This window comes from Streptomyces sp. NPDC005492, assembly GCF_040605995.1.
In the GTDB taxonomy this organism is placed as follows: domain Bacteria; phylum Actinomycetota; class Actinomycetes; order Streptomycetales; family Streptomycetaceae; genus Streptomyces.
On record NZ_JBEXDX010000011.1, the window covers coordinates 210,364 to 232,706 of the forward strand.

Here is a 22,343-nt window from a genome sequence, read left to right on the forward strand (position 1 = left end):
CCAACTCCGGTTCACACCAGCCTCGTTCGCGTATCGGGCTGATACATCCATACGGCATGGGCGCGCAGCGCCGAAAGGCCTTGATAGGTCATCCAGATGGGCTGGCGCAGTTCCTCGGTCGTCGTGAACGCGGACCCGTCCCGGCTCCACGACCAGATCCCGTCGGTCTGCGCCGCCCACACCGCGGCAGCCGCGCCGTTCAACCGCTCCCGCCAGGCATCCTCCAGGCCGTCCTGCCGGGCGATCTCCTGCGCGCCCGGGGTGAGCAGGGCACGCACGATCCAGGACGCGGTGAAGTGCCGTACGTTCAGCACCTCGTGGTGCGAGGAGTCGTCCGGGTGGCGCCGGCGCACCTCCTCGCGCAGGTTCGCCAGATCGCCGCAGGTGTCGTGCGCGGTCGCCGGGCAGGACAGCAGCCAGCGCACTCCGTCCTCGCGCACCGAACTCTCCACGGGCCCCTCGCCCAGGACCCGGGCCGCCCGGTCCAGGGCGACCACGGCCTGCGCGGTGTGCAGAGCCGAGGGCTGGGCGGGGTGCGCGGCCCAGGGCAGCGGGGAGAGGCGGTGGCTCCAGCAGCGGCGGTGCTGGCGCTGCGGGTCGGGGAACGCGCCGTCGACCAGGGCGTCCCGCAGCACGGGCAGCGTCGGCGCGTCCGGTGCCGCGCGCAGCAGTCCGCGCAGCACGGTGGTGACGACATGGGTCAACGCCCGTCCCGTACCGTCGAGTTCGGGGGTGAAACCGGCCTCGCAGCGCGCCACCTCGTCGGCCAGCCGCTCCCGCGACGCCCCGGCCCTGGCCAGTGCGCCCAGCACCATCGCGGTGACCTCCGGGCGGGCCACGGACCCCTGCGAACGCGCCGACCAGCCGCCGCCCTGCAACCGCAGCCGCCACAGGGTGTCGATGAGGTCGCCGGTGTGCAGCCGTCCGTCCGGCACGCCGAGGTCCAGCACGATGTGCAGCCCGTACGCCGTGGCCAGCGAGGTCGGCCGGGCCGGGCCGTCCAGCTCCTGGAGGGAGTGCGGCCAGCCGACGAGCCGGCCGCGCACCGGGTCGTCCACCACGGCGACCTGCGCCGCAAGAGTGTCGTAGGCCGAAGTGAACACATGTGGCAGCGGGCCGGGGGCGTTCGACGCCAGGGGCGCGGGCACGGTGAGCGGCGCGGGTCCGGAGGTGCGGGCGCGGAGCAGGGCCGCCGCCAGCCAGGTCATCCCGGCCGTGGCGAGTCCGCTCAGCCCGGCGATCAGATACTTGGCCGGCGCCCCGTCGATAGAGTCGGGCAGCACTTCGAAGAGGAACTGGAACACCGCGTATCCGGCGGCCACACACCCGAACCGGCCCAACCAGCCCACGAACCGGGCCGGCGGACCCCCGCCCGGCGGCACCGGACCGGGCGATCCCGGCGTTCTCAAGGGACCACGTCCAAGCTGCTGTTGGGACAACTCGCGCTCCCTCCCCCCGGGGTGGCACGTAACGTTCGCGAAGCTTCCAGTCTAAGTGGTCAGCGATGCCCCTGGGACGTGGACCGGAACCGGCGTCTCCGTCAGCCCGCCGCGGCCGCCCGGGGCCAGTGCGTCAGCGCCGTGTGCAGGGCGTCGACGACCTGCTCCCAGGACTTTTGTACGTCACGCGGCGCGCCGAAGCCGCCGGTGGACTCCAGGGCGCAGTAGCCGTGGAAGGTACTGCGCAACAGGCGTACGGCGTCGGTGAGATCGGGTTCCTCCAGGCCGTAGGCGCGCAGCATGCCGCAGGTGATCTCGGCCGTGCGGCGCAGCGCGGGGGAGTCCGCGATCAGGGCTTGGTCGACGCGGATCTGGGTGGCCGCGTAACGCCCCGGGTGCTCCAGGGCGTAGGCCCGGTAGGCGTCGGCGAAGGCGGTCAGCGCGTCTCGGCCGGCGTGGCCGACGACCGCGACCGCGATCCGGTCGATCAGCTCGCCGCCGGCGAGGAGGGCGACCCGGGTGCGCAGGTCCTGGAGGTTCCTGACATGCGAGTACAGGCTCGCGTCCTTCACACCGAACCGGCGGGCCAGGGCGGACAGGGTGACATGCTCGAAGCCGACCTCGTCGGCGAGGTCGGCGGCGGCCGCCACGACACGGTCCGCGGTGAGCCCGGCACGAGCCACAGCCGACCACCTCCCTCCTGACCTGCAGTAACTAGAGCCCCTAGGACAATAGCTAATAACAAGAGGGGAGTCCGGCGCGTTTCCCCACCGCCACCACCCGATCCCGGTACCAGACTTGCCCACCATGGACGACGACTCGGCCCTCTCCGCCCTCCGCGCCACCGCACTCCTCGGCCGCCCCAGACTGTGGCTCATCCCCACCGTCCTCACCGGTCTGCTCGCCCTGCTGCTGTCCCTCCTGTACATGGGCGGCATCGTCAACCCCAACCGCGAACTGCGCGACCTGCCCATCGCCCTGGTCAACGCCGACACGGGCAGACCGCTGTCCGGCCAGCAACAGAACCTGGGCACCCAGATCGCCCACTCCATCGTCACCGACACCCGCAGCCGCGCACCCGGCTGGCGCCAACTCACCCGCGCCCAGGCCCAGGACGAACTGGACGCGGGCAAGGTCTACGGCGCCCTCGTCATCCCCGCCGACTTCACGGACTCGGTCGCCGCACTCACCACCACGAACGCCACCGCCCGCCCGAAGATCACCGTGCTGACCAACCCCGGCAAGGGCAGCCTCGGCTCCTCCCTCGCGAGCCGGATCTCCACGACCGCGGCCCAGCAGGCCTCGCTCACCATCGGCAAACAGCTCACGGCGGCCGCCACGAAGGCCGACTCCACGCAGAAGCTGTTCCTCGCCGACCCGGTGCTGATCGTCACCCAGGTCGGCCACCCCATCGGCGCCAACAGCGGCATCGGCCTGACCGCGTTCTACTACACCCTGCTGCTGGTCCTGGCCGGCTTCATGGGCGGCAACGTCATCAGCAACGGCGTCGACACCGCCCTCGGCTACGCCGACAACGAGATCGGCCCCTGGCACACCCGCCGCCCCACCGTCCCCATCAACCGCACCCAGACCCTGCTCCTGAAAATGGCGATGACGGCGGGGATCACCCTCCTCAGCGTCTCCCTGATCATGCTCGCCACCGTCAGCATCCTCGGCATGGACGCGACCCACATCCCCCTCCTGTGGATCTACTCCTACTGCGCGGCCCTCGCCGTAGGCCTCGGCGTCCAGGCCATCAACGCCGCCTTCGGAGGCATCGGCCAACTCGTCTCCATGTTCGTCTTCATCGTCCTGGGCCTCCCGTCCTCCGGCGCCACCGTCCCCCTCCAGGCGGTCCCCGGCTTCTACCGCTTCCTCTCCCACTTCGAGCCCATGCGCCAACTCAGCGACGGCGTACGGGCGATCCTCTACTTCGACGCACGGGGCGACGCGGGCCTGACCCGCGCGTGGACGATGATCGCGATCGGCGCGGCGATCGGGCTGCTCTTCGGGTTCGCGATGGTCCGGTACTACGACAGGAAGGGCCACAAGCGCCTGACGCCTCAACCGAACTGAGCGACAACTGCCGCATGAGACCTGAGAGTTGACTCTCAGGCTTTCTGAGAGAACACTCTCGGACCATGGATTCCGGCAACCGTTTCGGCGACATGGAGATCTCCGACCCGAAGGCCATGCGCGCGCTGGCGCACCCCGTAAGGCTCGCGATCCTCGAACGCCTCCAGCGCCACGGCCCCGCCACTGCCTCCAGGCTCTCCCCGCACGTCGGCGCCACCCCGTCCGTCACGAGCTGGCATCTGCGCCATCTCGCGGGCTACGGCCTGGTCCGCGACGCCGAGGGCGGGACGGACCGGCGGGAGCGGCGCTGGGAGGCGGTGGCGCGGGGCTTCCGCGTCGGGATACCGCAGGACGAGGAGGGCCGCTCGGCCGCGCTGGTGCTGGCCGGCGAGATGTTCGCGCGCAACGCCGAACTGCCCCTGCGCTGGCTGACCGAAACCGCGCCCGCACTGGAACCGGAGTGGGCCGCGCTCGCCGGGGCGGGCAACACGCGGATCGTGGTGACGGCGGACGAACTGGCGGCTCTGAAAGACGCGTTGGAGGAACTGATCGCACCGTACGTCCTCCGCAAACAGGACCCACGACCGCAGGACGGCAGAGACGTCCGCCTGCTGATGTACGTCCTGCCGGAGTGAAGGGCCGCTGGACGACCCGGCCGGCGCAGGGCTCGTTGTGGCGGGACCGCCGCTTCGTACGGTTCTGGTGCGGCCAGTCCGTCTCCCAGTTCGGTGACCGCGTCTCCGAACTGGCCTTACCCCTCATAGCGGTTGGCGCACTGCACGCCTCCGCGAACGAGGTCGCCCTGCTGACCGCCCTCGTCTGGACCCCGAACCTCCTCGGCCTGTTCCTGGGCGCCTGGGTCGACCACCGCCCCGGCAAGCGCCAACTCATGCTGCTCGCCGACCTGTTCCGAGCCGCTGTCCTGCTCACCCTGCCGATCGCCTACGCCCTCGACACGGTGACCCTCGGCCAGCTCTACACGGTGGCCCTGCTGACCGGCACGGCGGCGGTCGTCTTCAACACCGCCTACTCGTCGTTCTTCGCCCACCTCGTGCCGCCGACGTCGTACGTCGACGCGAACAGCAAGCTCAGCGCGAGCCGTTCGGCCTCCTTCATCGCCGGTCCCGCGATCGGCGGCGTTCTGGTCCAGGCACTGACTGCACCGGTCGCGGTGATCGCCGACGCGCTGTCGTTCGTGGCGTCGGCGATCCTGGTCGGCGGCACGAGGGTCGAGGAACCGGCGAACTCCGAGGCGAGCGGACCCTCGTTGCTACGGCGGGCGCGCGAAGGCCTGGCCTTCGTGATCCACGACCCCATCATGCGGGCGGGCCTCCTCTGCGCCACCACCGTCAACTTCTGCACCTTCCTCTCGGGCACCGGTCTGCTCGTCCTGTTCGCCGACCGCGTCCTCCAACTCTCGCCCGGCGCCATCGGGTTGGCCTTCGGCGTGGGCGCGACGGGCGGCCTCCTCGGCGCGGTCGCGGCTCCGGCGATCGCCCGCAGGATCGGCGTGGGCCACAGCATCGCCGTCGGCGCGGTCCTGTTTCCGGCCCCGCTCGCCCTCGTCGCGACGGCGACCGGCCCGACCTGGACCCGCCTCGGTTTCCTCGGCGCGGCCGAGTTCCTCTCCGCCTTCGGCGTCATGCTCTTCGACGTCAATCTCAACTCCCTCCAGGCATCGGTCGTACCGGACGGGCTGCGCAGCCGGGTCGCGGGCGCGTACAGCACGGTCAACTACGGGGTGCGTCCACTGGGCGCGTTGATCGGCGGCGAACTCGCCACGCTGGCGGGGCTGAGGGTGACGTTGACGGTGGCTGCTGTTGGGGGAGCGATGTCGGTGTTGTGGGTGGTGGGTTCGCCTATACCGGGGGTGCGGAGGTTGGGGCAGACGTCGGCCCCGGCGGTTACCCGTTCACCCCCGTGTACCGCCCCAGACTCCACCCCCACAGCCCCCGCGCCCCCACATACGCCAGCACCCCCACCACCGGCGACCCCGCCGCCAGCCAGTACGGGACCCCGATGTCGTGGCCGTGCCCGGTCAGGACGGCCGCTGGGAGGAAGGCTACGAAGGCGAGGGGGAGGGCGTAGGTGAGGAAGCCGCCGACCGCGCGGGGGAGGACGTTGAGGGGGTAGTTGCCGAAGGTGCCGAGGAGGTCCTCCAGCCAGCGGCTCCAGTAGCCCGCGGACGGGTAGCGGAGGGAGGCGCTCGCCACGGCTGTGAAGAGGGCCGCCTCCAGGAGCATGCCGCCGAGGAGCGCGGCGATCAGGTACGCGATGCGGCCCGCCGTCCAGTCGAGGTGGCTGCGGCCGAGGGCGCCGATCATGAGGCCGGCGGCCACGGTCAGGTCGCCGATCGCGTTGGTGGGGAAGTACTCCAACTGGACCTGGCGGTGGACCGGCATCGGGCGTACCAGGTAGATGTCGATACGGCCCTCCTGGATGTATCTGCCGATGCCGTGCATACGGCCCAGGAACAGGACCATCAGGCCGTGCGCCAGCATCCGGGTCGCCGGGATCAGCAGCACGTCGGAGCTGTCCCAGCCGCCCATTCCGGAGAACCGGGTGAGCAGCACGGTCGCGAACACGATCACCGACACCTGCCAGATCGCGCCGATCGCGATCATCAGCAGGAACTCGGTGCGGTATTCGAGCTGGGCACGGAAGTTGAGGCGCGTGATGCGCCACACGATCCGGACTGCTTTCACTCGCGTCACCCTCCTTGGGCCACGACCCGGCGTGCGGCGCGTCGCCACAGGAACCGGGTGAGGAGAGAAAGGGACATCACCCAGGCTGCCTGTAGGGCGAGTTGTGTGCCCGCGTCGGACAGCGGGATGCGGCCCACGTAGATCGAGAGCGGCACGCTGAGCGTCGCCTGGAACGGCAGGAAGCGGCTCATCGTGATGAACCAGTCCGGGAAGAACCACAGCGGCGCGTACACCCCGGACAGCAGGTTCTGCGCGAAGATCAGGATGAGCATCGCGGCCCCGTTGCGGAGCGTCCAGAAGCAGAGTTGGTCGATGAGGAGCATGACGTAGTAGAGGACGAGCTGGCCCAGCAGCATGCTGAGGGTGAACACCCCCGCTACCGCTGGTGACGTGGGTGGTTCCACTACCCCGGCCGCCAGGCAGGCGGCGTATCCCGTCAACGCCCACGCCAGGCCGTACAGTTGCTCGCCGAACGCCCGCAGCGCGTAGTAGCGCTGGGGCGGCAACGGGCGCAGATACCAGTAGATGATCGTGCCGAAGTGCATGTGCTGGAGGACCGTGTCCCGGCCCGCCTGCTGGTCCAACTCCCGTAGCCGGGACGCGAGTACGGCCAGTACGGCGTACGTCACCGCCTGGTCGCGGGTGAGGCCGGCGGTGGGGCCGGTCTGGGAGTACAGGCCGCGCCACAGGGACGCCACCAGCACGACCTGCACGGTCAGGCGGAGCAGGGCGGCGGTGATGCGGGGCGGGGCGAGCAGTTCGCCGAGCGGGGTGACGCGGGCGGCGCGCCAGGCGTGCAGGGTGGCCATCTCAGGTCTCCTCGGCCCGCGGGCCGGCCTGGACGTACGCGGCGCGCATCACATCCTCCAACTCGGCCTCGTCCATGGCGATCTCGGTCACCTCGTACCGCTCGATGACCTGCTTCAGCGCCTGATGGACGGTCGGTGCGTCGGAGCCGTCCGGGCCGAAGACCACCTGCGGTCCGTCCCGTCGCACCAGAGCGATGCCCGGCAGGGCTACGGCCGCCGCGTGCGCGTCGGCGAGCGTCGCGCGGATCTGCCAGGTCGAGCCGAACCTGCGGCGGATCTCGTCGAGGGTGCCGTCCAGGACCAGCCGGCCGTGGTTGATGAGGACGACCCGCTCGGCGAGCCGGGCGACCTCGGTCATGTCATGCGTGGTCAGCAGGACCGTACGGCCGCGCTCCTCCACCTGATGCCGCAGGAACTCGCGCACCTGCTCCTTCACCACCACGTCCATGCCGATGGTCGGCTCGTCGAGGAAGACGACCGGCGGATCGTGCAGCAGGGCGGCGGCCAGATCGCAGCGCACCCGCTGGCCGAGGGAGAGATGGCGGACGCGGGTGTCCCAGAAGGCGGAAAGCTCGAGGATGGCATCGAACTCCCGCAGTCGGGCCGCGTGTTGGGCCTTCGGCACCTCATAGATGTCCCGGAGGATCGAGAACGACTCGCGTACCGGCAGGTCCCACCACAATTGGGTGCGCTGCCCGAACACCGCCCCGATGTTACGGGCGTTGCGCTCGCGCTCCCGGTACGGCACCACGCCCGCGACCCGGGCCTCGCCGGAGGTGGGCGTCAGGATGCCGGTGAGGATCTTGATGGTGGTGGACTTGCCGGCGCCGTTCGGGCCGAGCAGCGCGAGGAGTTCGCCCGGCGCGACCTCGAACGTGACGTCGGATACGGCGTACTTGGGCACGCGCTCCGGGTTGACGAGGGAGCGGAGGCCGCCGACGAAACCCGGGCGGCGGACCGTCGTGTGGAAGGTGCGGGACAACCCGCGCACCTCGATGCTGTTCGCGCTCACTCGATCCACCTTCGGGTGAGCCGGTACAGGGCGTTCCTCACGTTCATGACGCGGACCTCCTCGTCAGTCGGATCAGCCAGGCCGTCGCCAGCAGCGACGCGCCCGACAACACGGTCAACAGCCAGGGCACCGCGTGGATCCCGGACGCCTCGATCCCGACCCCGAGCAGCGGCGGAGCCGCCACCCCGCCGATCATCGAGGCCGCGATCACCCACGCACCGGCGCGCCCGGCCTGGGGGAGCGCCTTGTTGAGCCAGGGCAGGCCCGTCGGGAAGACCGGAGCGATGAACAAGCCGACACCGGCGTACGCCACCGGTGCCACTCCTTTGACCAGCGTCAACAGCAGACACACCGTCATCCCGGCCGCGCACACCGCGAGAATGCGCTCGGGGGAGTAGCGCAGGGTGATCGGCACGACCAGGAAGCGGCCCGCCGTCATCATCAGCCAGTAGACGGAGGTCGCCGACGCGGCCACGGTCGCGGTGTAGCCGATCGTCTCCAGATGCGTGGGCTCCCAGCCGCCGACACCCGCCTCGACCGCCACGTTCAGGATGTAGAGGACGAGGAAGCCGACGAGGACGCGGGACAGGCCCAGGCCTTCGCCACCCGTCTTTACTGGTGGAGCGTCAGATACACGTGTACGTACGCCACTTGAGCCCGCGAACACGAGCGCCGCCGCCAGCACCGCGCACGCCCCGAACGCGTACGGGTAATCGTCCGGACCGAGCCAGGCCACGACCGCCGGGCCCAGCACCGCACCGATGCCGAAGTGCGCGTTGAGCACGTTCAGCATCGCGGTGGAACGGTCGCCGAAACCGGCGGCGAAGAGCTGGTTCAGGCCGTAGTCGATTCCGCCGAAGCCGAGCCCGCCCAGGAACGCGGCGGCCAGCGCGAGGGGCCAGCCCGGCGCGAGTGCGAAACCCGCGCCGCCCGCCGCCATCAGGCCGTAACTCCACGCCAGCAGCGCCCTGTTGCTGATCCGGGAGTGGATCGCGTTGAAGACCAGGACACCCGCGACCCCGCCCGTGAAGTGCAGGCTCAGGCCGAGGCCGGCGCCGGACGGGGAGAGCCCGAACTCGTGGCGCAGGCCCGGGATCGCGGGGCCGTAGAGGGCCTGGAGCATGCCGATGAGGACGAAGCCGACGCAGGACGCGACCGCGGCCGGTCGGCTGAAGAGCCGGTCGGCCGCGGACGGTTTCATGGCGGTGCTGGTCAATTGGGCTCCGGGGTTTCCGAGAAGACGAAGGAGAACTCGGTGGGTTCGGCGTCGAGGAAGTACTGCGGCAGCGGGCCCGGGCCGCAGGACTGCGAGCCGATGCCGTGCTGGCCGTGGTCGAGGTTCACCCACACTGTGTCGCCCGGTGTGAGGTCGGTGCGGTGGGTGGCCGCGTCCAGTTGTTCCGTCGTCCAGCGGCGGGCCGTGAACCAGAACTCCGGGTCGCCGTCGATCCGCAGGCCGCCCAGCTCCGCCCAACGGACGTCCGTGCGGGCGCCGTTCTCCTGCGGACGGACGTAGGGGGTCTGGAGAGCGTCAATCGTGGACTCCCAACGGCCCAGCAGCGAGGCCGACTTGGTGTCGGGGTACGCCTCGCCCGGACCGCCGCCGAACCACTTCACCCGGTCGGCGCTCGCGTCGAGCCCGAAGCGGACGCCCAACCTCGGGAGCGGTACGGTCCAGTCGCCCTCGGGTTTCACGGACACCGTGAGCCGCAGCCGCTCGCCGTCCGAGGTCCAGCGGTAGACCGTGGCGAGCCCGATCTCCCAGGCGGCGGGAGCCACCCGGGTGCGCACGGTCAGCGCGTCCTCGCTCAACTCCACGCCGTCCAGGCGGTGCCGCATCCGGTGCAGACCCAACTTGCGCCACAGCAGGCCGAATCGGACGGCCGTCTGCCAGGACGCGCCGTCGTCGTTGTCGGTGGTCGCCCGCCATACGTCGAGGCGGAGACCCGTGACGTCCACCGCGCCGATCGACTTCAGCTCACCCGTACGGGCGTCGAAGGAGGCCGGGCCGAGGGTGATCCGCCGCTCGCCGAGGACGGGCCCGGCGACGGGGGACACGGACGGCAACGGGCGGGCCGCGACCTGGAATTGGGACCAGGCGATCACATGGCCTGCGGGAGCCCAGGCCGTGTCGGCCGCGAGCAACGCCCTTACCGTCCACTGGGATTCCGCGCCGTCGGACTCCACGGGCGGAGCCGGCAGCTTCACGTCGGCCGATGCGCCGGGGGCGAGCGGCGGCACCGTCAGGGTGCCCGACTCGACCGTCTCGCCGTCCACTTGGTAGGACCACTGGAAGACGAACGCGGACAGGTCGGCGAAGTCGTGCTTGTTGGTCACGCGCACGGAGCCGACGGATCCGTCGGGATCGACCATCGAGATCGGCTCGATGACCTTCTTGTACTCGATCAGCCCGGGGGAGGGAGCACGGTCCGGGAAGAGCAGGCCGTCGCAGACGAAGTTCCCGTCGTGCAGCTCCTCGCCGAAGTCGCCGCCGTAAGCGAAGCCGAACCGCTCGTCCCTGATGCCGTGGTCGATCCACTCCCAGATGAAACCGCCCTGGAGCCGGTCGTACGACTCGAAGAGGCGCTGGTAGTCGGCGAGGCCGCCGGGGCCGTTGCCCATGGCGTGGCCGTACTCGCAGAGGATGAAGGGGAGCCCGCGGCGTCGGTGAGTGCCGCCGTCCTCGCACCGGCCTATGCGCTCGACCTCGGCGTGGTCGGCGTACATGCGTGAATAGACGTCCGTGTCACGGCAGTTGATGTCGCCCTCGTAGTGCACGAGCCGTGAGCGGTCACGGCCATGGATCCACTCGGCCATGGCGGTGAGGCCGCGGCCGGTGCCGGCCTCGTTGCCGAGGGACCAGATGACGATCGACGGGTGGTTCTTGTCCCGTTCGACCATGCGGGCGGCGCGGTCCAGCAGGGCCGGGGTCCAGCGGTCGTCGTCAACGGGGTTGTCCCGCCAGGCCTGTTCGGTGAAACCGTGGGTCTCCAGGTCGCACTCGTCGATGACCCACAGGCCGTACTCGTCGCACAGGTCCAGGAAGGCGGGGTGCGGCGGATAGTGCGAGGTGCGGACCGCGTTGATGTTGTGCCGCTTCATCAGCAGCACGTCCTCGCGCATGGTCTCCAGGTCGAGGGCGCGGCCCATTTCCGGGTGCCACTCGTGGCGGTTGACGCCTTTGAGGAGGATCGCCTTCCCGTTGACCTTGATCAGGCCGTCGGAGAGCTCGACGGTCCGGAAGCCGACGCGCAGTGGGACGCGTTCGCCCTCCGTCGTCAGCAACCCCTCGTACAGGTAAGGGTGTTCGGCCGTCCACGGCTCCACCGGCACGGTGACGGACTCGCCGGTCGCGACATCGATGTCCAGGGCGGGCACGGTGACCCGGCCGTCGACGTCGGAGTCGACGCGCAGGGTGCCCGCGCCGCCGACGTGGTCGTAGGAGGCGTGCACGAACAAGTCGAGGACGCTGCCCGCCGGGCGGTGCAGCAGGGTGACGTCACGGAAGATGCCCGGCAGCCACCACTGGTCCTGGTCCTCGAGGTAGGAGCCCGCCGACCACTGGTGGACGCGGACGGCCAGGACGTTGCCGCTCGGCTTCAGCAGGTGACCGACCGCGAACTCGTGCGGCAGCCGGGAGCCCTTGAACTCGCCGATGTCCGTGCCGTTCAGCCAGACGCGGGCGCAGGACTCCACCCCGTCGAAGCGCAGCACCGCCCCGCCGTCCGAGGGCCACTCGGACGGCAGGTCGAAGGTGCGGAGGTGGTCGCCGGTCGGGTTCTCGGTCGGGACGCGCGGCGGGTCGACCGGGAAGGGGTAGAGGTGGTTGGTGTAGATGGGGGAGCCGTGGCCTTGCAGGACCCAGTGGCCGGGGACCGTGACCTCGGCCCAGTCCCCGGCGTCGTAGCCCTCCGCGGCGAACGAGTCGTCCTCGGCGTCGGCGGTCGCCGACACACGCAGGCGCCAACTGCCGTTCAGTGACAGTGACTTCGCGTCCGAGGACGCGTGCCGGGCGCGGGGCGGGAGAGCCCCGCTGCCCGGCGAGACATCCTCGACGTAGTCGGTGGCCGTGGTCGTAGGGAAAGACATCGGTCTCCAGTTCGTCAGGGGGGAGGCGTCAGCCCTTGATGCCGGTCTGTGCGATCCCCTGCACCAGCCAGCGCTGGAGGAAGAGGAACACGAAGACCAGGGGCAGGATGGAAACTGCGGTGGCCATGAAGATGAGATGGAAGTTGACGGTCTGGTTCGTGATGAACGACGACAGGGCGATCTGCACGGTCCAGGAGCCCGGGTCCTGGCCGATGACCAGCGGCCACAGGAAAGCGTTCCAGCCGCTGATGAAGGTGATCGTGGCGATCGCCGCGAAGAAGTTCAGCGAGTTGGGTACGACGATCCGCCAGTACGCGCCCCAGTAGCCGAGCCCGTCCACGCGTGCCGCCTCCTCCAACTCCTTGGGGAACCCCAGGAAGTACTGCCGGAACAGGAAGCAGGTGAAACCACTGAACAGGCCCGGGATGATGAGCCCCCGGTAGGTGTCGACCCAGCCGAGGGACGAGACGAGGACGAAGCTCGGCACGAAGGTCACGGCCGTCGGAACCATCAGGGTCGCGAGGACGGCGTAGAAGACCTTGTTGGAGTGCTTGTAGGGGATGCGGGCCAGGCCGTAGCCGGCCAGCGAGCAGACGAGCAGGGTGCCCACGGTCATCAGGACGGCGACGACCGTGGAGTTCCACAGGGCGCGGCCGAACTGGACGGTCTGGTCGTCGAAGAGTTCGGAGATATTGCCCCACTGAAAGGAGGGGAGCAGCTTCCAGTTCTCGCCGGTGATCTCCGGGTCCGTGGAGAGGGCGTTGCGCAGGATCAGGTAGAACGGGATCAGGAAGAGCAGGGCGGCGACGGAGACGGCGAGGTACAGGCCCGTGTTGCCGAGGACGCCGCCGCGCCTCTTGCCGCGCTTCTTGCCCAACTGCGGTGCGGTGGTGGTCACTTGGACTCCTCCCCCCTTCCGAAGCCCATGATCTTGCCCTGGGCGAGGGTGATGACGCAGATCAGCAGGGACAGGATGACCGCGCCCGCGCTGCCGGCGCCGTAGTCCTGGTTCGTGCCGAGGGCCGCCTTGTACAGCTCCATGAGCGGGGTCTGAGCCCAAGTGGCCTTGGTCGTGATGAGGTTGTAGAACTCGTCGAACGCCTGGTAGGCGGCGATGAGCAGCAGCAGGACCACCGCCGTTGACGTGGCCCGGAGTTGGGGCAGCGTGATGTACCGGAAGGTCTGCCAGCCCCGCTTGGCGCCGTCGATCTCGGCGGCCTCGTACAGCTCGGCCGGGATGTTCTGCAGGGCTGCCAGGAACAGGATCATGTAGAAGCCGGACTGGATCCACAGCCGCAGGCTCACGATGACCACCCAGTACCAGGGCGGACTCGGGTTAGACAGATAGGCGATGTTGTCTACGCCGAACCAGCCGAGGACCGTGTTCATCAGGCCGAAGCGCACACCGGTGAAGATGGACATCTTCCAGATCAGCGCGGCGGCGACGTACGACACGGCGGTCGGCAGGAAGAACACCGACCGGAAGAACGCCCGCATGAACCGCAGTTGGTTCACCAGCAGCGCCAGACCCAGTGACAGCGCCCAGGTGGTCGGCACGATGAACGCGGCGAACACCGTGAACGTCAGCAGCGAATCGGGGAAGTTGCTGTTGGTCAGGATCTGCCGGTAGTTGTCGAGGCCGATGAAGTCGCTCGGTGTGACGGTGTAGCGGGCGTCGAAGAAGCTGAGCCAGATGCTCCATCCGATGGGGACGAAGACGAAGATCACCAGGCCGATGAGGAAGGGGCCGGTGAAGAGCCAGAAGTTCAGGGTGGCGTTGGACCGCAGGCCCCGCCGCGGCCGAGCCTGGGAGGCCTTGGCCGGGGCGGGCTGGGCGACCCCGCGCGTGGTGGTGGTCGACATGTCGTGTTCCGCCCGCCGGTCTATCCGAACAGCTTCTTGAGCTCGACATTGACCTTCTTGTCGCATGCGTCGAGCGCGGCCTCCGGGTTGCCGTTCTTGCGGACGCTGGACGCGATCACGTCGTTGAAGGCGGTGATCATGGTCTGGTCCCAGCTGATGTTGTCGAAGTGGCCGTAGTCGGTGAAGAGTTTGACGGCCTCGGCAGGCAGCCCCGTCTTGAGCTTGGTGGCCTGCGCGGCTATCGAGGTGCGCGGCGGGATGTGGAAGCCGTACGAGAGCGCCCAGTCCTCCTGGTACTTCTTCTGGTCGATCCACAGCCACTTCACGTACTCCTTGGCCGCTTCGACGTTCTTGCCCTTGGCGTTGACGAACATCGACCAACCGCCGTTGGTGACCGAGGGCTTGCCGTTGTCGCCGACCTTCGGGAACGGGAAGACGCCGAGATCGTCGCCGAGCGCCTGCTGCATGGCCGGCATGGACCACATGCCGCCCCACTGGATGGCGCACAGCCCCTGGTCGATCGAGGACGGGTCCCAGTAGTCGGTCGGGGCGTCCAGCAGCACATGGCCGCTCGTGAACAGGGTCCGGAGCTTCTTCAGGCCGTCGACGACGGCGTCCGTGTGGTAGGCGATCTCGTGGTTCGCGTTCAGGGTGTCGGCGCCCGCGGACCAGATCACGTTGTTCTGGACCGAGGTGAAGTCGTTGCCGAGGTAGACGCCCTTGACCTTGCTCGTGGTGAGCTTGGCGGCGGCCTCCAGCAACTCGTCGAGCGTGGTGGGGACTTCGACCTTGGCCTTCTCCAGCATCGACTTGCGGTAGTAGAAGAACTGCGGGTCGTCGATCATCCGGATCCCGTAGATCTTGCCGTCGACCGTGTGGGAGGTGATGTCGGCCGGATTGAAGTCGTCCTTGACCGGGTCGATGATGTCGCTCAGGTCCGCCACCTGACCGCTCTTGACCAACTGCAACTGCGGGTGGAACTCGAAGACGTCGGGCGCCTGCTTGGTGAGCAGGGACGAGAAGAGCTTGGCCTCGAAGTTGGTGCCGGTGATCCAGGTGGTGGACACGTTGGCCTTGCTGTAGGCCTTCGCGTAGCGCTTGATCGCCTGCTCCGTCCCCGCCTCGCCGTACGCGTGGAAGTACTGGACGAGCTGCTTGCCCGAACCCGAGCCTCCGCCACGGCCGTTGTTGCCTCCGCAGGCGGCCAGCGTGCCGGCCGCGGCCATCCCCGCCGCCGCCCGGAATACGGATCGGCGGGACCAGTTGCTGTTGCTCATTGCCGACATGGTGACGTCCTTGTCTCTCGCGGTCTCTCGCGCGGCTGCGGCTCCACGGCTCAGCGGCCCGTGGCTCAAATCGAGGTGCGGTGCGGGACGTTAACCTTCGCCCAATCCTTCGGCAAGGGGTTGGACGAAGTCTGTTCGAAGCGTTGTGTAGCGTTCGGAATACCGGACGTGACGAAGGTGCGGGTCGCCGAGAGGCGGCCCGCACCGCGCGTTCAGGTGGTCATTACACCTTCGACCAGGCCTCGTTGGCCCCGCCGTTGCAGCTGTAGAGGATCACCTTGCCGCCGTCGGCGGTCGACTGCCCGCTCACGTCGAGACACTTCCCGGACGCCTCGCCGAGGATCTGCCCGTTGCCGTTCAGCAGCCACCGCTGCCCGGGATCACCCGTGAAGTCGGCGGTCGTCGTCAGCCCCGAACTCCCCTCCGTCAGATACCCGTTGGCGCCCTTCAGGCCACCCTTCGCGTCGTACGACCACGCCTGCTCCACCCCGCCCGTGCAGGTGCCGATCGCGGCCCCCGAGGCGTCCGCCGTCAGGCACTTGCCGGACTGCTTGCCCTGGAGGGCGCCGGTGACGGTTGTCGAACTCCCTTGGTGCTTACGGTCCTTCTGGTCGAGGACGTACGTCGTGATCGAGCGGGCGGCGAGGGTCGTGGACAGCGTGGAGCCGCTGACGTCGGGCTTTGCGACCTTCGCCCAGTTCTCCGTGGTCGACGTCCGCACGGCTTGGGTCGTGCGCACCGGCGTCTTGCTGTTGAAGCGCAGGTTCAGCGAAGTGGCGGTGGTGTTCTGGTTGTTGACCACGACCACCCACTGGCCGTCCCGGTCGTAGGAGGTCACCTCGACGCCGCTCGGCGCGCCCGTCACGTTGTGCGCGACGGAGCCCGGTGTCACGAACTTGCTGTACTGGCCGAGCGCGTAGTACCGCTTGGTGAAGTACAGCGACTGGTTCCCGTTCGTCGCGTAGTCGGGGTCGTAGTAGATCAACCCGTCGTTCCAGCCGACGTCGTTGCGCGCGGCCGGGTCCGTGCCGTAGCCGCTGGCGAGGGCCACCCACCACTGGAACGCCGAGTCGTGCGAGGTCGCGAAGTCCTTGTAGATGATCCGCGACATCAGCAGGGCGTTGTCGATCGTCGGGTCGTACTCCTGGTTCCAGCCCGTGGTGCCCTTGCCGAAGCAGCAGATCTCGGTGGCCCAGGACGGCTTGCCGACCGTCTTCGCCGTCTCGTAGACGTTGCCCAACTGGCCGTCGTTCGGGTTGTTGTACGTGTGGTGCGCCAGCTTGGACACGTACTGGGCGGTGTCCGGCTGCGAGATCCACTGCGGGAGTTCGGTGCTGAAGCCGACCGTGTTGCTCGACTCGTCGGCGATGATGGACGTCTGCTGGTGCCGGGCCTGCTGCTCGGCGCCCAACGCCCGCACGATGTCGTCGCGTTGGTCGACGGTGACCTGCATGCCCTCCTGACCGCAGTCGCCGAAGTTGTTGTCGGGCTCGTTGAAGGGGCTGATGTAGTCGAACTTCGCGCCCTGCTTCGCGAAGTGGGCGGTGACATCGGCGATGTACTTCGCGTAGGCGCCCTCGTCCTCCGCCTTCAACTGCCCGCCGCAGCTCTGCCCGTTGGTGGTCCACTGCGCGGGCGCGCTGTTGACGAAGCCGATCAGGTCCTGGACGCCGTACTGCGCGGCGTACTTGAGGAACGTCCGGCCGCCCTTGTCCTTACTCCAGTCGTACGTCCCGTCGGCGTTCAGGAAGTCCTGGGCGGCGCGGGCCGGGGTGGTCACCGCGGTGCCACCGCCGCCGATGTTGTAGCGGTAGGAACTGAGGTCCAACCCCTTGGAGGAGAACAGGAGTTGGGCCACCCGCGCCTGAACGGCCGGGCTGAAGTGCTGCAGGTCGTTGACCCACCAGGCGCCGGACGCACCGATGTTGTCGATGGTCTGGGCGGCATGGGGGGAGACCTCGGCCGGTGCGACGCCTTCGGCATTCGCGGGTGGCGCGGAGATCAAGGCGCCGGTGACGGCGAGTGCGGCCGCCGCTGTCGCGAGGATCGATCTCCTGGTGTGGGGGTGAGTCACGTGCATCCCTTCCGTCGTCATGAAGGTGGTGCGGTACGGCTCCTTGCGGGGGTGGTGCGCCTCGCCCGCTGCCCGACCGACTGCAGTGCCCCTTCGAGTGCGAACGTCGCCGCGCCCAGGCACGCCGGATCGGTGGGGATGGGGGAGAGGACGATATCGGTGGCGGCGAACGGCCGTCTGAGCGCGTGCCGTTGAACCGCCTCGCGCACTTCGCGCAGCAGCGGGGTGCCGAGCTTGCGGGCGACCCAACTGCTGAGCACGACCACTTCTGGGTTGAGGACGTTGACGAGATTGGCGATGCCCGCGCCGATGTAACGGGCGGTCTCCCGCACGACCTTGAGGGCCACGGGGTCGTTCGCGGCCACGCCCTGGGCCAGCGCGTCGATGGTGGCCGTCTGGTCCTCGGGGTGCAGCAGCGGGCTCTCGGGGCTCAACTCCCGTAGATTCAGCATGATTCCGGGCGCGCCGACATAGGCCTCCACACAGCCGTGGTTGCCGCAGCGGCACAGCCGCCCGTCCAGGACGAGCGTGGTGTGGCCCCACTCGCCGGCGCTGTTGCTCACCCCCCGGTACAGCCCACCGCCGAGCGCGAGCCCGGCGCCGACTCCCGTCCCGAGGTTGACCACCACCGCGTCCCCGCGTCCGCGCGCCGCCCCGAACCACATCTCGGCGACCGCGCCGGCCCGCAGCGGGTTGTCCAAGTAGAGCGGGTAGTCGATGACTTCGGAGAGCAGGTCGAGCAACGGCACGTCGTGCCAGTCCCAGTTGGGGGCGTACTCCGCGACGCCGGTCTTCCGGTCCACCTGACCCGGCACGCTCACCCCGACGCCGAGCACCCGGGCCGCCTCGATGCCGGCCTGCGCGACCACCGAGCGGACGGCGGCGGCGACATGGCCGACCACCTGCTCCGGGAGGCTCTCGCCGGGCCGCATGTCCTCGTCGGCGCGGGCGAGCACGTTCAACGCCAGGTCGAACAACTCGACATGGATGTACGTCTCCGCGATGTCGACGCCGATCAGTGCGCCCCCGGACGCGTTGACGGCGACGAGACCGCGCGGGCGGCCCCCCGCCGAGTCCTCGAATCCGACCTCGGTGATCATCCGCAGATCGAGCAGCTCACCGACGAGCGTGGCGACCGTGGCCAGGCTCAGCCCAGTGGCTGCGGCCAACTCCTGCCGGGAGGTGGGCGATTCGGCGATGATCTGGCGCAGCACCTCGTAGCGGTTCGCGGTACGGATGTCACGTGATGTGCGCTTCACCGAGGTGCCCCCACCCTTTGCCGTCATGCCGGGGCACGACGGCACCGGCGCGCGGCAAGGCTATGGGCTGCGGGTGAGGTTCGACAAGGGGTTAGGAAAGGGGCTGTATAAAGTCTGGCCCCCGCCATCGGTCCCCTCAGTCGCCGAGGACGTCCCGGACGAAGGTGTTGGCGAATTTACCCTGCGGGTCGAGGCTCCGCGCCAGCGCCGCGAAGTCGCCGAGCCGGGGATAGCGTTCGCGCAGTGTCGCCGCCTCCGTGGTGAACACCTTGCCCCAGTGCGGCCGCGCGTCGAAGGCGTCGAGCGCCTCCTCCAGCCGCCGCACCACGGGCAGTACCGCCTCCGTGTCCTCGATCCAGGTGAAGTGCAGCGCCACGGTGTCCCGGCCGTACGACGGGCTCAGCCACTGCGCGTCGGCGGCCACCGTCCGCACCTCGCAGGTCTGGAGCACACCGGCGACGGTCTCCCGGATGCCGTCGACCGCGTGCAGCGCGTCGAGCGCGGCCGGGCGCGGCAGCAGGTACTCCGACTGCAACTCGGCACCGCTGCTCGGGGTGAACTCCGCCCGGAAATGCGGCAGTCGCTCGTGCCAGGGGCCCGCCACCCCGAACTGCTCGGTGGTGTTGACCGCGGGCATGCCCGGCACCGGGTGCAGAGCCTCCGTGGCGGGCGCGGCCCACGGGAAGTCGACCGGTGACTGGTCGGTGCGCCGCTTCAGCCACACCTGCCGGAAGCCCGGCTCCCGCCAGTCGGTGAACAGACTCACGCTGTACGCCGACGCAGCCACCGTCTCGAAGTCCAGCCCTGCGAGCGGGAGTTCGGTGAAGACGTACTGCTCGACCTCGAAGGCCGGTTCCAGGTCGAGGGTGAGCGAGGTGACGACACCGAGGGCGCCGAGCGAGGTCACGGCGCCGTCGAAGCGCTCGTCGGTGCGGTCGATCGTCACCGTGGAGCCGTCCGCCGTGACGATCTCGACCTCACGGACGGCCGCCGCGAGCGAACCGTTGCGGACGCCCGAGCCGTGGGTGCCGGTCGCCACCGAGCCGGCCACCGAAATGTGCGGCAGGGATGCCATGTTGGGGAGGGCGAGCCCGTGGCCGTGCACCCGCCGGGCCAGTTCCGCGTACCGGACGCCGCCCGACACTCGTACCGTACGGGCCGCGGTGTCCACGTCGAACTCGGGCGGCAGGGCGGCGATCGTCAGCAGGGTGCCGTCGGGGCCCGGCTCGGCGATCTCGTTGAAGGAATGGCCGCTGCCCAGCACCCGGACCCGGTGGCTCTCGGCCACGAGGGTCCTGAGCGCGTCGAGTGTGCGCGGGCGGTGGAGTTCCTTCGCCGTGTAGGTGATGTTGCCGGCCCAGTTGGTGACCGTCTCCGTCATCCCTGCCGTCCCTCCGGGTGCGTGCGTTTTCCCCGACCCTCTCACCTGCGGACGGCCGATGCGGATTTCGTTGACGTGAGGTCTCTAAAGTGGCGTGATGGGTAAATTCGTAGCCTATTTCCTGCGGTATCGGTAGCCTCGCGTGTCATGACCGACTCTCTCCCCATCACCGACCTCACCCGCCACCGCCGCCTGCGCGAACAGGGCAGCCTCGACCGCGCCGACCTGGACGCGATCCTCGACGCCGGGTTCGTCTGCCACCTCGGGGTCGTGATCGAGGGGCGTCCGGTGGTCGTCCCCACGGTGTACGGGCGGGACGGGCAGCGGCTCTATCTCCACGGGTCCGTGGCCAGTCGTAGCCTCGCGGGCGGCACTCCCGTGTGCGTCACCGTCACACATGTCGACGGGTTGGTGCTGGCCCGGTCGGTCTTCGAGCACGGGGTCAACTACCGCAGCGCGATGATCCACGGGGTGCCCCGCAAGGTCACCGACCCGGAGGAGAAACTCGCCGGGCTGCGCCGCCTCACCGAACACGCGACGCCGGGGCAGTGGTCGTACGCCAGGCAGCCGAACCGGAAGGAACTCGCCGCCACCACACTGCTCGCCCTCTCCCTCGACGAGGCCTCCGTCAAGATCCGCACCGGCGCGCCCGACGACGGCGACGGGCCCGACGCGGAACTGGGCCTGTGGGCGGGCACGCTGCCGCTGACCGCGACATGGGGCACGCCGATACCGGATCCGCTGCTGCCGCCGGGAATCCCGGTGCCGGACCACATTGCTCGCCGGGAGGGGGCTGCGCAGGGGGCCGTGCAGGGCTGACCCGCCGAGACCCGCGCCCCGCTCCCGCGTCCCGCGCCGGATGGGACGGCGGCGCCAGGGGTGTATGGCCGACCCAACCCAACCCAACCCGACCCGCACCCCGCCTCCCCGCACCACACCCGCCCCCCGCTCCCACCTCAACACCGCCGGGGGCATACCGTGAGGAGTCGTACGCCTGAGCAGGGCGGCCGAGTCGGGAGGAGACACGGGATGGGCAGCCGTACCGCACTGGTCGAGGACCTGATGGAGCGCTTTCCGCATGTGCCGCGGGAAGCCGTCTTCAAGGAGGACCTGTTGCGCGGGGGTGTCGCCTTCGACCCGTCCGCGCTGAGCGACAACGAGGGCGGTGAGGTGAAGCCGAAGTCGTACTTCATCTTCTCCTTCGACCACGGCACCCTGCCGGAGCTGGGCGAGGCCGCGCTGCGGCGGCCGCCGGAGGAGATCATCCTCACGGGCGGGCCGTACGACCTGCGGCGGACCGTCGTCTCCGTGCGCGTGAATCCGGCCTCGCCGTACCGCGTGGCCGCCGATGACGACGGCGTGCTCGGGCTGTATCTGGATGGCAAGCGGATCGCCGATGTCGGGGTGCCGCCCATGCCCGAGTACTACCGGCACAAGCTCGCCAACGGGAAGTCCGTGATGGAGGTGGCCCCGACCATCCAGTGGGGGTATCTCATCTACCTCACCGTCTTCCGGGTCTGCCAGTACTTCGGCGCCAAGGAGGAGTGCCAGTACTGCGACATCAACCACAACTGGCGCCAGCACAAGGCCGCCGGGCGGCCGTACACGGGCGTCAAGGATGTGGAGGAGGTGCTGGAAGCGCTGGAGATCATCGATCGGTACGACACCGCGAAGGTCTCCACCGCCTACACCCTCACGGGCGGTGCGATCACCAAGACGGTCGCCGGGCGCGACGAGGCCGACTTCTACGGCCACTACGCCAAGGCCATCGAGGAGCGGTTCCCCGGGCGGTGGATCGGCAAGGTCGTGGCCCAGGCGCTGCCCAAGGACGACGTACAGCGTTTCAAGGACTACGGCGTACAGATCTACCACCCCAACTACGAGGTGTGGGACGAGTATCTGTTCAAGCTGCACTGCCCGGGCAAGGAGCGCTACGTCGGCCGCGCCGAGTGGCACAAGCGCATCCTCGACTCCGCCGAGATCTTCGGCGCGCGCAATGTGATCCCCAACTTCGTGGCCGGCGTGGAGATGGCGGAGCCGTTCGGGTTCAAGACCGTCGACGAGGCGATCGCGTCGACGACCGAGGGGCTGCGCTTCTTCATGTCGCAGGGGATCACACCCCGTTTCACCACCTGGTGCCCCGAGCCGACCACCCCGCTGGGCAAGGCGAATCCGCAGGGCGCTCCGCTGGAGTACCACATCCGGCTGCTGGAGGCCTACCGTTCGACGATGGAGGACTTCGGCCTCAAGTCCCCGCCCGGATACGGCGAACCGGGCCCCGGCCGCGCGGTCTTCTCCGTCAGCTCCTTCATGGACAGCCTTCCCGCCGAGGAGCCCGCATCCTTGTAAG

The 22,343-nt window shown here is 69.3% G+C and carries 17 protein-coding genes and 1 pseudogene; 5 read left to right on the forward strand and 13 right to left on the reverse strand.

The features are described from left to right. Positions 1-11: 11 nt before the first annotated feature. Both ABZT04_RS18120 and ABZT04_RS18125 read right to left on the reverse strand, forming a co-directional pair. Entirely contained in the window at positions 12-1,409 is a 1,398-nt protein-coding gene (locus ABZT04_RS18120) for a hypothetical protein (RefSeq protein ID WP_356057583.1), read from the reverse strand. Positions 1,410-1,540: 131 nt separating this feature from the next. Continuing rightward, entirely contained in the window at positions 1,541-2,122 is a 582-nt protein-coding gene (locus ABZT04_RS18125; RefSeq protein WP_356057585.1) for a TetR-like C-terminal domain-containing protein, read from the reverse strand. Positions 2,123-2,246: 124 nt separating this feature from the next. On the opposite strand from ABZT04_RS18125, the gene ABZT04_RS18130 reads away from it, so the two are divergent. From ABZT04_RS18130 to ABZT04_RS18140, 3 genes and pseudogenes are all read left to right on the forward strand, one after another. Then, positions 2,247-3,515 carry a DUF3533 domain-containing protein gene (locus ABZT04_RS18130; RefSeq protein ID WP_356057586.1) on the forward strand — a complete coding sequence of 423 codons (1,269 nt, stop codon included), beginning with the start codon at positions 2,247-2,249 and terminating at the stop codon, positions 3,513-3,515. Between the two features lie 65 nt (positions 3,516-3,580). Further along, positions 3,581-4,150, forward strand: coding sequence for a helix-turn-helix domain-containing protein (locus ABZT04_RS18135; RefSeq protein WP_356057588.1), 570 nt, complete (start codon positions 3,581-3,583; stop codon positions 4,148-4,150). Beyond that, positions 4,147-5,382 (forward strand): annotated as a pseudogene (locus tag ABZT04_RS18140) (MFS transporter); the annotation flags it as partial. The gene ABZT04_RS18135 and the pseudogene ABZT04_RS18140, both read left to right, overlap by 4 nt. 37 nt (positions 5,383-5,419) lie before the next feature. On the opposite strand, the gene ABZT04_RS18145 reads toward ABZT04_RS18140, so the two are convergent. The 11 genes from ABZT04_RS18145 to ABZT04_RS18195 form a co-directional block, all read right to left on the reverse strand. Further along, a complete protein-coding gene (locus ABZT04_RS18145; protein WP_356057589.1) occupies positions 5,420-6,220 on the reverse strand; it encodes an ABC-2 family transporter protein in 801 nt (266 codons plus the stop codon). A 5-nt stretch (positions 6,221-6,225) separates the two neighbouring features. Next, entirely contained in the window at positions 6,226-7,029 is an 804-nt protein-coding gene (locus ABZT04_RS18150) for an ABC-2 family transporter protein (RefSeq protein WP_356057590.1), read from the reverse strand. A gap of 1 nt (position 7,030) precedes the next feature. Further along, positions 7,031-8,041: an ATP-binding cassette domain-containing protein gene (locus tag ABZT04_RS18155; protein ID WP_356057591.1), complete on the reverse strand. Its 1,011-nt coding sequence runs from the start codon at positions 8,039-8,041 to the stop codon at positions 7,031-7,033. Positions 8,042-8,084: 43 nt separating this feature from the next. Further along, positions 8,085-9,242, reverse strand: coding sequence for an MFS transporter (locus ABZT04_RS18160; RefSeq protein WP_356057620.1), 1,158 nt, complete (start codon positions 9,240-9,242; stop codon positions 8,085-8,087). An 11-nt stretch (positions 9,243-9,253) separates the two neighbouring features. Beyond that, positions 9,254-12,130, reverse strand: a complete 2,877-nt coding sequence (locus ABZT04_RS18165) for a glycoside hydrolase family 2 TIM barrel-domain containing protein (protein WP_356057592.1) — start codon at positions 12,128-12,130, stop codon at positions 9,254-9,256. A 28-nt stretch (positions 12,131-12,158) separates the two neighbouring features. Then, positions 12,159-13,028 carry a carbohydrate ABC transporter permease gene (locus ABZT04_RS18170; RefSeq protein ID WP_356057594.1) on the reverse strand — a complete coding sequence of 290 codons (870 nt, stop codon included), beginning with the start codon at positions 13,026-13,028 and terminating at the stop codon, positions 12,159-12,161. Further along, the gene (locus tag ABZT04_RS18175) at positions 13,025-13,993 is read right to left on the reverse strand and encodes a sugar ABC transporter permease (protein WP_356057596.1); all 969 of its coding nucleotides are present in this window, start codon (positions 13,991-13,993) and stop codon (positions 13,025-13,027) included. The genes ABZT04_RS18170 and ABZT04_RS18175 overlap by 4 nt, the downstream gene beginning before the upstream one ends. A gap of 20 nt (positions 13,994-14,013) precedes the next feature. Then, a complete protein-coding gene (locus ABZT04_RS18180) occupies positions 14,014-15,279 on the reverse strand; it encodes a sugar ABC transporter substrate-binding protein (protein WP_356057597.1) in 1,266 nt (421 codons plus the stop codon). Between the two features lie 223 nt (positions 15,280-15,502). Further along, positions 15,503-17,359 (reverse strand): glycoside hydrolase, encoded by a 1,857-nt coding sequence (locus ABZT04_RS18185; protein WP_356057599.1) that lies wholly within the window; start codon positions 17,357-17,359, stop codon positions 15,503-15,505. Between the two features lie 11 nt (positions 17,360-17,370). Next, entirely contained in the window at positions 17,371-18,612 is a 1,242-nt protein-coding gene (locus tag ABZT04_RS18190; RefSeq protein WP_356057600.1) for an ROK family transcriptional regulator, read from the reverse strand. Between the two features lie 136 nt (positions 18,613-18,748). Further along, positions 18,749-19,993 (reverse strand): D-arabinono-1,4-lactone oxidase, encoded by a 1,245-nt coding sequence (locus ABZT04_RS18195; protein ID WP_356057601.1) that lies wholly within the window; start codon positions 19,991-19,993, stop codon positions 18,749-18,751. Between the two features lie 147 nt (positions 19,994-20,140). Here ABZT04_RS18195 and ABZT04_RS18200 point away from each other — a divergent pair, with 147 nt between their 5' ends. Further along, on the forward strand, positions 20,141-20,812 hold the full coding sequence (locus ABZT04_RS18200; protein ID WP_356057602.1) for a pyridoxamine 5'-phosphate oxidase family protein: 672 nt from the start codon (positions 20,141-20,143) through the stop codon (positions 20,810-20,812). Between the two features lie 210 nt (positions 20,813-21,022). Then, positions 21,023-22,342 (forward strand): radical SAM protein, encoded by a 1,320-nt coding sequence (locus ABZT04_RS18205; RefSeq protein ID WP_356057603.1) that lies wholly within the window; start codon positions 21,023-21,025, stop codon positions 22,340-22,342. Position 22,343 lies beyond the last annotated feature (1 nt).

Bases quoted from the DNA above. Each gene is read 5' to 3' on its own strand.
- ABZT04_RS18130 (WP_356057586.1), top strand. From the start codon at position 2,247: ATGGACGACGACTCGGCCCTCTCCGCCCTCCGCGCCACCGCACTCCTC.
- ABZT04_RS18135 (WP_356057588.1), top strand. From the start codon at position 3,581: ATGGATTCCGGCAACCGTTTCGGCGACATGGAGATCTCCGACCCGAAG.
- ABZT04_RS18150 (WP_356057590.1), bottom strand. From the start codon at position 7,029: ATGGCCACCCTGCACGCCTGGCGCGCCGCCCGCGTCACCCCGCTCGGC.
- ABZT04_RS18160 (WP_356057620.1), bottom strand. From the start codon at position 9,242: ATGAAACCGTCCGCGGCCGACCGGCTCTTCAGCCGACCGGCCGCGGTC.
- ABZT04_RS18165 (WP_356057592.1), bottom strand. From the start codon at position 12,130: ATGTCTTTCCCTACGACCACGGCCACCGACTACGTCGAGGATGTCTCG.
- ABZT04_RS18175 (WP_356057596.1), bottom strand. From the start codon at position 13,993: ATGTCGACCACCACCACGCGCGGGGTCGCCCAGCCCGCCCCGGCCAAG.
- ABZT04_RS18180 (WP_356057597.1), bottom strand. From the start codon at position 15,279: ATGTCGGCAATGAGCAACAGCAACTGGTCCCGCCGATCCGTATTCCGG.
- ABZT04_RS18185 (WP_356057599.1), bottom strand. From the start codon at position 17,359: ATGCACGTGACTCACCCCCACACCAGGAGATCGATCCTCGCGACAGCG.
- ABZT04_RS18195 (WP_356057601.1), bottom strand. From the start codon at position 19,993: ATGACGGAGACGGTCACCAACTGGGCCGGCAACATCACCTACACGGCG.
- ABZT04_RS18200 (WP_356057602.1), top strand. From the start codon at position 20,141: ATGACCGACTCTCTCCCCATCACCGACCTCACCCGCCACCGCCGCCTG.
- ABZT04_RS18205 (WP_356057603.1), top strand. From the start codon at position 21,023: ATGGGCAGCCGTACCGCACTGGTCGAGGACCTGATGGAGCGCTTTCCG.